We start from the raw sequence: 12399 nt of genomic DNA on the forward strand, positions 1-12399 counted from the left end.
ATTTTTGTTTCTTTTGCATCAAGGCAAATCGAAGATTCAGCCAACACCACTTATAATAAAAGTTAAGTGAGCTAAAAGAAAAAATTATTCTTCAGCAATATTATACAGTCTCAATAAACGTACAATTAACCCATGAATATTTTTAGTCTCTTTTGATATCAAATTTACTTTCAATAAAAAGGTATTGGTAGACTCGATACAAAATCACCTTCTAAATTTTCGGTTCCCTTTAGGGCTAAGGAAAAACCAAAACCCAAAATCTAAAACTCATCAATCCATAAAACCTTTTGAAACCAAGGCATTCGTCTCCTCTTCACACAAACGCCAAATATACCAACAGATTTTACAATTGCTTTTTTTCCACTTTAAGCACACAACCCAAAGATTCCAATACAAGCAAGTAATGACGTTGTTTAACCTCTTGCACAATAGCCTCCTGGTCTATAAAGGGTCCCGACTCCAAAACAATTTTATCGCCTTTTCGCCAAGTATCTATAGCAATTTCAAATGTTTCTGGTGCCGAAAGCCAATTTTGTATGGCTTCAATTTCAAAATCTTTAACTAGTGCCGGTTTCCCCAACCAAAACAAATAGCGAATAGCCCCGGGCACTTCAAACACCCGATTACGGTCTTTATCCGAAACCTGAACAAAAATATAAGAATTAAACAAAGGCACCAATACCTTTTTTTTTCGATCGGACCACTGACTGATTTTTGCAATCAAAGGACAATAGGCAACTACTCCCATTTCATTTAAACGCTCAGCCACTTTTTTCTCCCACTTGGGCTTGGTGTATACAACATACCAATTCATATTTTTCCAATATTGATTAATGGTTTTTCTAGTACTTATTTCGCAGGAACTACACTTAAATTCCTCTAGCACTATTTCTAAATCCTTAATAACATCCAAAACTACAAAATACTCAGTGAGTAATCTTATAAAATAGCGACAACGATGTATAAAAAGAATACTAATAATACCAGTAAACATTCTTAGAAACACTCTTCTCACCGCCCTTATAGTTTTAACCCAAAAAATCACGGTAAGAATTTAAGCGGTGGCCGAAGGGAGCAACCCCCAAGTCGAGTGCGAAACACGAGCGGCTGGGGGTTGCGATAAGAAAATACGTCCGATGATTTTTGGGATAAAACTATTCAGGCTTGAAATCGAAGATTCATGAATACCAAAAAAACAATAACAACCCATGAATAATTTTTGTTTCTTTTGAAATCGAAGATTCACGAACTCCAAAAAAGCATTAACTTGTGAATAATCAAGACAAAAGAAAAGATCGCTCTTCAGAAATAATAATAATAATAATAATAATAATTCCGTAAACGTTGATGTTACCCCTCTTCTCCCCGCCCTTATTGTTTTATCCCAAAAAATCACGGTAAGGATTTAAGCGGTGGCCGAAGGGAGCAACCCCCGAGTCGAGTGTGAAACACGAGCGGCTGGGGTTGCGATAGGAAAATACGTCCAATGATTTTTGGGATAAAACTATTCAGGCTTGATTTTTTGTTTCTTTTGCATCAAGGCAAAAGAAAAGATTGCTCTTCAGAAATATTAATAATAATAATAATTCCTTAATCGCTCTTCACACCACTCCTATCCCGCCCTTAAATAAAAAGCATAAAAAAACAACGAGAAAGTAAAGTGGCAGCAGTCCGCGAGTTGAGGACGAAGGACGAACGGCTCGGGCTGTGGAACGGTACTTTGAGGTAGTTTTTAAGCTTTTGATTTTCAGGCTTGATCTTTTGTTTCTTTTGTATCAAGACAAAAGAAAAATTAGTACCCCTTAATTTTTACTTTCAATAAAAAGTCATTGGTAGCAAATTTTAAAGTCTCCATGTAGTCTAAACAATATCAAGCGCTGAATTTTCGACTCCCTTTAGGACTGGTGCAAAATGAAAATTGCAAGCCTCCTCACTAAAACCCAAAACCTAGAACCTAGAACTCCTAACCCCATCCTTATAGTGTTATCCCAAAAAATCACGGTAAGGATTTAAGCGTTGGCCGAAGGGAGCAACCCCCGAGTCGAGTGTGAAACACGAGCGACTGGGGGTTGCGATAGGAAAATACGTCCAATGATTTTTGGGATAAAACTATTCAGGCTTAAACTTTTGTTTCTTTTGCATCAAGGCAAATCGAAGATTCAGACACCCGAGCGAAGCGAACAGACGAAGCAAACACCACTTATAATAAAAGTTAAGTGAGCTAAAAGAAAAGATTGTTCTTCAGTAATATTATATAGTCTCAATAAACGCACAATTAAACAACTAATAAATCTTACAATCACTTTCCTTTACTCTAACAAATGAGATTTCTTTCGTTCCAATTCGTTATATACATTCTTAACTTCCTGAGAACTTTCTTTTTGCAAAATTAAATTAGCGGACTCGGTAGAAACAAAAATAGTGTTTTTAAGTCCTACAAAAGCCGTATAGGCATCGGTCCCAATAACCATATTGCCATTGGCATCAACAGGATGGCCCTTTGACACTAAATAATCATAAACAGATTCAAAAGACCCTAAATCAGACCAGATAAATTCAGAGGACACTACTTTTATTTTCCTGCTTCTTTCCATAACCGCATAATCAACACTGATAGAAGGAATGGCAAGTGATAATTCCAAATCCAATTTCCCATCGATATTAGTATCCCAGGCGGCTTTAGATTTTTCATATACTTCTGGGTTATACAATTGTAGTTCTTCCAGAAAGACACCTGCTTTAAAACAAAACATACCGCTATTCCACAAAAAATTCCCCTTTTCAATAAAATCTTTGGCAGAAACCTTATTGGGTTTTTCTCGAAAAGAAAGAACGTCTTCTCCTTTACGTTCAATATAGCCATATCCTGTTTCTGGTTTAGTTGGAACAATTCCAAAAGTGACAATAAACCCTCTGGACGCTTTTTCAATAGCCTCTTTAATAGATTGCTCGTAGTGCTCCACCTCATCGATGATATGATCGGATGGCGTAACAACCAAAATAGCATCCGAATCAGAGGCAAACGCAGCAAAAGCAATTGCTGCAGCCGTATTTCTTGGTGTTGACTCGATGATATCGACATAGTCAGTACCTGATTTTTCTAAAACCTTTCTGCTCAAATGGCAATTATCGGTATTACCCACAACCATAACGGTATCCACCAAAGTCCGATTACGATCAACAGTCATTTCAAATAAAGATTTGCCGTCAAACAAATCCAGATATTGCTTAGGCTGGCTTTTACGTGATAAAGGCCACAACCTGCTGCCAACTCCACCAGTGAGTATTACGTGTGTAATTGAATTATTTTTTTCCATGTTTACTTCTTTATTCGTAAGCTATTATTTTTTATCCGTGAACTATATTTAAAACGGAAATATACTATTTTTACAAAAAAACGACAGCGATTGTATAAAATACATCAAATCCGTTTTTCCCCATCCTGAGCGGTCATTTCAAGCGAAGCCAAGATACAAAACCAAATACTAAATCCCCTACTCCCTTTAGTGCCAAAACAAAATCACGTTCTAAATTTTCGACTCCCTTTAGCGATGGCACAAAACTAAAAATTATAAACTCAATACCCCAATAAACATTCATTTAAATACTCTTCACACCGCCCTTATTGTTTTATCTCAAAAAATCATGATAAGGATTTAAGCGGCGTCCGAAGGGAACACCCCCCGAGTCTAGTGCGAAACACGAGCTGCTGGGATTGCGATGGGAAAATACGTCCAATGATTTTTGGGATAAAACTATTCAGGCTTAATCTTTTGTTTCTTTTGAAATCGAAGATTCACGAACTCCAAAAAAGCATTAACTTGTGAGTAATCAAGACAAAAGAAAAGATCGCTCTTCAGAAATAATAATAATAATAATAATAATTTCGTTAACGCTCTTCACACCACTCTTACTCCGCCCTTAAATAAAAAGCATAGAAAAGCAACGAAAAAGTAAAGTGGCAGCAGTCCGCGAGTTGAGCCTGAAAGGCGAACGGCTCGGGCTGTGGAACGGTACTTTGAGGTAGTTTTTAAGCTTTTGATTTTCAGGCTTGATCTTTTGTTTCTTTTGCATCAAGGCAAAAGAAAAGATTATTCTTGGGTAATACTATATAGTACAATTAACCCATGAACATTTTTTGTCCCTTTTGAAATCAAAGATTCACGAACTCTAATAAAGTAGCAACTCGTGAATAATCTAGACAACTCGAAGATTACTCTTCAATAATAATAATAATAATAATAGTAGTAATAACCCAATAAACGTTCATTCAAACCCTCCTCTCACCGCCCTTATAGTTTTATCCCAAAAAATCACGGTAAGGATTTAAGCAGTGGCCGAAGGGAGCAACCCCCGAGTCGAGTGTGAAACACGAGCGGCTGGGGTTGCGATAGGAAAATACGTCCGATGATTTTTGGGATAAAACTATTCAGGCTTGAAATCGAAGATTCATGAATACCAAAAAAACTATAACAACCCGTGAATAATTTTTGTTTCTTTTGCATCAAGGCAAAAGAAAAGATTGCTCTTCAGAAATATTAATAATAATAATTCCTTAATCGCTCTTCACACCACTCCTATCCCGCCCTTAAATAAAAAGCATAAAAAAACAACGAGAAAGTAAAGTGGCAGCAGTCCGCGAGTTGAGGACGAAGGACGAACGGCTCGGGCTGTGGAACGGTACTTTGGAGGTAGTTTTTAAGCTTTTGATTTTCAGGCTTGATCTTTTGTTTCTTTTGCATCAAGGCAAAAGAAAAGATTATTCTTGAGTAATACTACATAGTACAATGAACCCATGAATATTTTTTATTTCTTTTGAAATCAAATTTACTTTCAATAAAAAGTCATTGGTAACAGCATTTAAAGTCTCCATGTATTCTAAACAACATCAAGCGCTGAATTTTCGACTCTCTTTAGGACTGGTGCAAAACCAAAACCCAAAACCTAGAACCAAAAAACAGAAAACTTCTGCTATAATCTCCCATCAGCTGCAGCACCTAAAACCCCTTTTACATCATACAACAAACTACTTTTATGCTGCAATAGCGACAAATCCAAATCCAAAAAAAGAGTATGCGCAACACCTAAAACCAAGGCATCAAATTTTGCAAGCGGCAGTTCTGTTGTTGTTGTTAGATTATATTCCCGTTGTACCTCAACAGGATTAGCCCAAGGGTCATATATTGTAATTTGAATGCCATAATCAGCCAGTGCTTTAATGACATCTACTATTTTAGTATTGCGTACGTCAGGACAATTCTCTTTAAAAGTGATTCCCAGCATCAACAAACTGGCACCATTAACGATTACGCCTTTTTTAATCATTAATTTAACCACTTGTGAGGCTACATATTCTCCCATACTATCATTCAAACGGCGTCCTGCTAATATAATTTCAGGATGGTATCCTTTTTCTTGAGCTTTTTGAGCCAAATAATAGGGATCAACACCGATGCAATGACCACCAACTAAACCCGGTTTAAAAGGCAAAAAATTCCATTTGGTTCCCGCAGCCTCCAAAACCGCATGCGTGTCAATTTCCAAAAGATTAAATATTTTCGCCAGTTCATTGACAAAAGCAATATTAATATCCCGTTGGGAATTCTCAATTACTTTAGCCGCTTCGGCTACTTTTATCGATGGGGCTAAATGGGTACCGGCTGTAATAACCGATTGGTAGAGCTGATTCACTTTCTGCCCTATTTCTGGAGTGGATCCGGAAGTAACTTTTAAAATTTTCTCAACGGTATGTTCCTTGTCTCCAGGGTTGATCCGCTCAGGCGAATAGCCGGCATAAAAATCAACATTGAATTTTAATCCCGAATATTTTTCTAGCACAGGAACACATTCCTCTTCAGTCACACCTGGATAAACAGTAGACTCATAAATAACAATATCCCCTTTTTTCAAAACAGAACCCACACTTTCGCTGGACCTGAACAAAGGAGTCAAATCAGGACGATTATTTTTATCCACCGGAGTTGGAACCGTAATGATAAAATAATTACAATCGGCAATATCAGCTAAAGTAGCAGTACAATAAAGCCCAATTTCATTACTTGGTGCAGGGCGTAAAACACGCTGCAGTGTCGCATCATCAATCTCAAGTGTCGCATCATTTCCTGCAGCAAGTGCTGCTATTCTCGACTGATTAATATCAAATCCTACTACAGCATACTTGGTCGCGAAAAGCCTTGCCAAAGGCAGACCTACGTAACCCAGCCCTATAACTGCTATTTTTATATTTGTACTCAACTTTAAAAACGGAATTGGTTGAAAATTACAAAACCTTTGTGGGGCTTGTATCTATAATTATTTAAAAATCAAAAAAACTATCCCTTGATTCGGTACGCAAAGATAGCTAAAATAGCGCTGTTTTTCCCTCCACTTTACACTGCCTGAAACGAACAGTACGATCAATCGAACTGGTAAAAGCTAAAATACTAACCCCCAATAAAAAGCAAAAAAAAGGTTTAAAAATAACCCTATTTAGGCAGACCAATTACTAAAAAACGAAGGGATTCACAGCAAAATTACCTGCAGTAAGCGCTACTTTTTTGCTGACTACGATCCAATAGCATGATATACAAAGCCAATGGCCCTCATTTCAGCAGCGTTTAAAACATTTCTGCCATCAAAAACAAAAGCAGGTTTTTGCATGGAATCATATATTTTTTGCCAGTCATAATCTTTAAACTCATCCCACTCCGTCAAAATGGCTATAGAATGGGCGCCTTTACAAGCTGTATACGGGTCTTCAAAAGAAGCAACGTATGCTTTATTTTGTGCACTTGTTCTTGTTTCTAAATAATCCAAATCGGCTAATACTTTTTTCTCAGAAACTTTAGGATCATAAACCGCTATTTGAGCTTGTTCATTAACTAAATCATCTGCTACGTATATGGCAGCCGACTCTCTGGTATCATTCGTATCTTTTTTAAATGCCCATCCTAAAAATGTGATTTTCTTATCAGCAACCGTATTGTATAACGTTTGCACAATAGTATTCGAAAAACGTCTCTTTTGGTGATCATTCATAATGATTACTTGTTCCCAATAATCAGCAACTTCATTCAGACCGTATGATTTGGCTATATATACTAAATTCAATATGTCTTTTTGAAAACAAGATCCCCCAAATCCAACCGAGGCTTTTAGAAACTTAGGACCTATTCGGCTGTCCATTCCTATGGCTTTTGCCACTTCATTGACATCAGCTCCTGTTTTTTCACAAAGCTCAGACATCGCATTGATGGAAGAGATACGCTGTGCCAAAAAAGCATTTGCGGTAAGTTTAGACAATTCAGACGACCATACATTAGTCGTTAGTATTTTATCAGCGGCTACCCAATTAGAATACACGCCAACTAAGGCTTGTATAGCCTTTTGTCCCTCCTCTGAAGAATCACCTCCAATTAAAATACGATCAGGATGCAATAAATCTTGAACAGCCGTTCCTTCAGCAAGAAACTCCGGATTAGAAAGAATTTGAAACTGAACACCGTTACCGGTATGATCCAGAATACTTTTAATCGCTTCTGCTGTTCGAACAGGCAAAGTCGATTTTTCAACAACAATTTTATTGTCTTTAGCTACTCTGGCAATTTGTCTGGCACACAATTCAATATATTTCAAATCAGCGGCCATTCCTTTGCCTTTACCATACGTTTTGGTAGGCGTATTCACTGATATAAAAATAATTTGTGCTTCATCAATCGCTTTTTCAACTTCCGTAGAAAAAAACAAATTTCTTCCTCTGGCCTCTGCTACAATAGCATCAAGACCAGGCTCATATATGGGAATATTCGCTACATCTGCATCATTCCAAGCCGCAATACGTGCTTCATTTAAGTCAACAACCGTAACCTGTATATTAGGACATTTCTGAGCAATAACTGCCATAGTTGGCCCTCCTACATATCCCGCCCCAATGCAACAAATTTTTGTGATTTTCATTCTTTTATTTTTTCTATTCGCTAATTTAACTTCTTACTTCTCATCTATCACTTCTTCACTCTTCACCTATCACTTCTCACTTATCACTTCTTCACCCTTCACTCTTCACGCAAATTCTCCCAATACCAGTGTACCGCTTCTTTCAATCCTTCCTGCATAGAAAACTTTGGATCATACCCCAATAATTCTTTTGCTTTATCAATACTGGCCAGCGAATGAGGAATATCGCCTGCTCTGTTAGGGCCGTATTCAACAGTAATATCCCCAATTTTAGGGTCATACTCGGCTAAAAACTCTTTTAAATAATCCACTAAATTAGTCAACGTATTCCTGTCGCCATAAGCGGTATTGTAAACGGTGTTTATCGCAGCTGGATTTTGGGTTGTCAGGGCCAATTCATTCATCTGAATTACATTATCTATGTAGGTAAAATCCCTTGAAAAATTGCCATCCCCGTTAATTATTGGACTTTCCAATTGCATTAACTGCATCACAAATTTTGGAATAACAGCCGCGTAAGCACCATTTGGATCTTGTTTTCGTCCAAAAACATTAAAATAACGCAAACCTATCGTTTCCAATCCATACGTCCGACTAAAAATATCGGCATACAACTCATTCACATATTTAGTAATCGCATAGGGCGAAAGTGGTTTCCCGATGACTTCCTCCACTTTAGGCAACCCCACTGAATCCCCGTATGTGGAAGAACTCGCCGCATAAACAAAACGTTTTACTTTAGCATCACGAGAGGCTACTAGCATATTCAAAAATCCAGAAACATTAACATCATTTGTGGTTATGGGATCATTGATTGAGCGTGGCACAGAACCTAAAGCCGCCTGATGCAATACATAATCCACCCCCTGAACAGCACGCTGACAATCGACTAAGTTTCGTATATCACCTTCAATTAAATGAAAATCAGCATTATTAATAAAATCTTTAACATTATGTCGATATCCTGTGGCAAAATTATCCAAACAAATTACTTTATATTTTTTGGACAAAAAATATTCACAGAGATTTGACCCTATAAAACCCGCACCTCCGGTAATCAAAATAGTTTTTTCTTTCATTTTATCGCTACTAAACAGATTTTAACCTATTATTTTTTCTTTAGTAATTTTTGCGCTACTCTTTCATAAATGCTTTTTGGTTTTTCTTCTTCATGATACCCATTAGAATAAGGTGCATTTCCATAACCATAGCTATATCCGTAACCTGTGCCATATTTAGCTTTATTAGCAAACCCATTCAAAACAATGCTTGCATGATCTAACTCTCCTCTTTTCACTCTATTGTTCAATAACGTAATCATGTCCTTTTTAGTAAAATTTTGTCTTACAATATACAAAGTTACATCACAATACTGAGCTAATTCTAATGCATCAGACACTAAACCAACAGGAGGTGTATCTAGAATAATATAATCGTATTTTTTCTTTAATTCTGCAATTAACTCTCCCATACTTTCACTCAAAATCATCTCTGATGGATTTGGCGGAATTGGTCCTGAAAGGATAACATCCAAAAAAGGAATTTGAGTATGATTTATAATTTCATCTACACTTTTTTGCTTGATTAGATAATTCACAACGCCTACTTCATTGGATAAATTAAATTCATCAAATAATTTAGGCTTTCTTAAATCAAGTCCAATGATAACCGTCTTTTTTTCGCTGAGGGCAAATACTGTCGCAATGTTTATGGAACAAAATGTTTTTCCTTCTCCACTGACTGAGGATGTGATCATAAGTGTTTTTGCTCCATCAACGTTTTGTTTCTTGTACAAAAATTGCAATGAGGAACGAATCGCCCTAAATGACTCTGATAAGGCAGATTTCGGCTTCTCATATACTGCCAAACTTGAATCATCTTTATTTATACCCACCACTCCAATGATTGGAATTTTAGTCAGTTTACTAATATCCTCGGCATTTTGAATAGCATTATTTATAAAGAAAATTCCAAAAACAAATAATAAGGGAATCAAAATTCCCAAAAATAAAGCCAACACATAATTAACTGAAGTTTTAGGCCCAATTAATCCTCCTCCAACATCCTTAGCTGGATCAATAAAATGAATATCTGATAAATTTGCAGCTTTAACAATATCGGCTTCACTGCGTTTTTGAAGAAATGTGCTATAAATATTATCACTTAAATCATATTTCCTTTTTATTTTAATAAGCTCTTGTTGGTCTTCAGGCAATTTTTTTATTGCACTTTCAGTCTGATTGATCTTGCTGTTGACCATAGCGAGATCTTCTTGTAAAGAAGCTTTGGCCGAGGCAATATTTTCTATCAAAACTTTTTTCACAGCCTCCATCTGATTGTCAAAATCTTTGAATATCTTATCACTTTTTACCGCATAAGCCATTTCCGATCTTTGTGTGGAAAGTGCAATCAATTTTGAAACATTAACCACTATATTAGGATCTTCGATTCCAGCAACCGTTGGAGCGGGAAGCTTAGAATAATCCACACTATTTTTCAAATACGCCTTCAAAGAGTTGTAATACGTTATTTTACGAATAACTTCATCTCTTTTAACATCAAACTCTAATGCTTTGTCTGAAAACTTCGCTCCTCCTTCTTCTATATCAAAAATGTTTTTATCTTTCCTGAAAGATTTTAATTCATCCCCAGTTTCTTTCAATTGGGATTCCATAGCCACAAGCGTACTATCTATAAATGCAATTGTATTGGTCGCAAACTGATTTTTACTATCTAATTGCCTTTTTATAAGCATTTTAACCGTTGCATTTAAATATTCTACCAATCTGGCTTTGTTGGTTCCCTGCATACCAAGAGTAATGATCGAACCACCCTTATCATCTGACCTGACATTTATTCCTTTGTATCTGGATACTGTTTCATCAAAACCATTAAATTGCACAAAATATTCATTTCCTTTGTAAAAACCGGGATTCTCTTGTATTTGTAATTTCCAATTTAAAAAAGGCAAAGACACTTGTTCTCCAACCTTATACTTTTTTACAAAATCCCCAGTTTCAACGTTTGTATTGCTATAGGAATTATTGGAATACGTTAGTAATGAAACACTTTGATTCTCAAATGGAATCCTGATTTCATATTCATTTTCACTTAGAAACTTAATCCCAATCAGATTTCCTGCCAATTGACCTTTAGATTTATCAATATTTACATAAAAGGGTACGGCGCCATAAGCATCTACCAGATTGTATTTCCCCTGAACTAGGTAATTTATATAATATTGCAACTTGTCTACCACTATCTCGTTATGAGATCTGGATTGTAAGGTTGTTGAAATCGTTTGAACTTGATCTGAAGTACCTCCCCAATTAAAAACCAAGCTGGTGTTTGAAGTAAAAAGAGGATTACTTTCTTCTTTCACTGCTATTAACGTTTCCATTCCGTAAATTTTTTCTTTACGAATATTCACTTGGTAGGCAATAGTGAAAGAAATTAATAAACTAATTAGAAACCACTTCCAGTAACTTCCAATTTTAATTAAAAAATCTTTAAAGTCAAAACCAGCTTGATTTTCAAAACCCGAAAAATCTTTTATATCTAACATTTTTTGAAATGTATTTTATTTTTTTAAAAGTAAAAAAGTAGTTGTTGCCAATGATAATAGTGTAATAATTGTTCCCAAAGATTCGATTCCGGTTTTCCCGGTTCCCCAGGTTTTTTGTTTGAGTGGTTTCACATAAATATAATCATTGGGTTGCAAATGATAATAAGGTGATTTCATCACATTACTATCGGTAAGATCGATATCCTGCATTTGAACTCCAGTAGAGGACTGCCGAATAATTGTAACGGATTTTCTATTACCGGTAATCGTAATATCGCCTGCATTTGCTATGGCTTCCATCACATTTACATGTTCTTGAAATAGTGTTTTTGTCCCTGTACTACCTACTTCGCCATTTATTGTATATCTAAATCCCGCTAATTTTACAGTAACAAAAATATTTGCGGCTTCGTTAAAATATTCGGATAATAATTGTTTTTCGATTTTAATCCTTACTTCTTCAAGTGTGAAGCCAATTACGTTTATTTCTCCTAAAACCGGAAATCGTATTGCTCCGTGATCGTCTACAGTAAAACCATCAAAATACAAGCCGGATTCTGATTTATTTCCTATTTCGGATTGATTTGAAGTACTAAAAATGGAAACTAACTTTGGATCATTTGCTTTAATTGTAATACTCAAAACATCATTAATTTGCAATCGATACGGTTTTGACTCTACTACAGCTACAGTACTTTGAGTTTCATTTCCATCTTTTTTTTGCAAATAAATCAAATCTTGCGTAGGAATACAAGAAGAAAACAATACACTAACAATTAGCAACAAATAGAGAATGGACTTACTCATTTTTATATTTTTAATAACAAATATAGGCTTTTCATTTACTATATAAAAAAGCACCGTTATTCATTAAAATG

Annotated in this window: 7 protein-coding genes; all 7 read right to left on the reverse strand. The window is 35.9% G+C overall.

Annotation, left to right across the window (positions count from 1 at the left end):
- Nucleotides 1-343: 343 nt before the first annotated feature.
- Complete coding sequence (locus BC952_RS13885) at nt 344-994, reverse strand: UpxY family transcription antiterminator (protein ID WP_244200158.1); 651 nt, start codon at nt 992-994, stop codon at nt 344-346.
- Between the two features lie 1315 nt (nt 995-2309).
- Nucleotides 2310-3317 carry a mannose-1-phosphate guanylyltransferase gene (locus tag BC952_RS13890; protein WP_121366217.1) on the reverse strand — a complete coding sequence of 336 codons (1008 nt, stop codon included), beginning with the start codon at nt 3315-3317 and terminating at the stop codon, nt 2310-2312.
- 1654 nt (nt 3318-4971) lie between these two features.
- Complete coding sequence (locus tag BC952_RS13895; protein ID WP_167445798.1) at nt 4972-6255, reverse strand: nucleotide sugar dehydrogenase; 1284 nt, start codon at nt 6253-6255, stop codon at nt 4972-4974.
- A 309-nt stretch (nt 6256-6564) separates the two neighbouring features.
- The gene (locus BC952_RS13900) at nt 6565-7956 is read right to left on the reverse strand and encodes a UDP-glucose 6-dehydrogenase (protein WP_121366218.1); all 1392 of its coding nucleotides are present in this window, start codon (nt 7954-7956) and stop codon (nt 6565-6567) included.
- A gap of 98 nt (nt 7957-8054) precedes the next feature.
- On the reverse strand, nt 8055-9035 hold the full coding sequence (locus tag BC952_RS13905) for an SDR family oxidoreductase (protein WP_121366219.1): 981 nt from the start codon (nt 9033-9035) through the stop codon (nt 8055-8057).
- A 29-nt stretch (nt 9036-9064) separates the two neighbouring features.
- Nucleotides 9065-11521 (reverse strand): polysaccharide biosynthesis tyrosine autokinase, encoded by a 2457-nt coding sequence (locus tag BC952_RS13910; RefSeq protein ID WP_121366220.1) that lies wholly within the window; start codon nt 11519-11521, stop codon nt 9065-9067.
- A gap of 15 nt (nt 11522-11536) precedes the next feature.
- A complete protein-coding gene (locus BC952_RS13915; protein ID WP_091173757.1) occupies nt 11537-12328 on the reverse strand; it encodes a polysaccharide biosynthesis/export family protein in 792 nt (263 codons plus the stop codon).
- Between the last annotated feature and the right edge of the window lie 71 nt (nt 12329-12399).

Origin of the sequence: Flavobacterium limicola (assembly GCF_003634755.1) — a bacterium.
Lineage (GTDB): Bacteria > Bacteroidota > Bacteroidia > Flavobacteriales > Flavobacteriaceae > Flavobacterium > Flavobacterium limicola.

Coding starts and splice junctions, on each gene's coding strand:
- BC952_RS13885 (WP_244200158.1), bottom strand. CDS start 994: ATGTTTACTGGTATTATTAGTATTCTTTTTATACATCGTTGTCGCTAT.
- BC952_RS13890 (WP_121366217.1), bottom strand. CDS start 3,317: ATGGAAAAAAATAATTCAATTACACACGTAATACTCACTGGTGGAGTT.
- BC952_RS13900 (WP_121366218.1), bottom strand. CDS start 7,956: ATGAAAATCACAAAAATTTGTTGCATTGGGGCGGGATATGTAGGAGGG.
- BC952_RS13905 (WP_121366219.1), bottom strand. CDS start 9,035: ATGAAAGAAAAAACTATTTTGATTACCGGAGGTGCGGGTTTTATAGGG.
- BC952_RS13910 (WP_121366220.1), bottom strand. CDS start 11,521: ATGTTAGATATAAAAGATTTTTCGGGTTTTGAAAATCAAGCTGGTTTT.
- BC952_RS13915 (WP_091173757.1), bottom strand. CDS start 12,328: ATGAGTAAGTCCATTCTCTATTTGTTGCTAATTGTTAGTGTATTGTTT.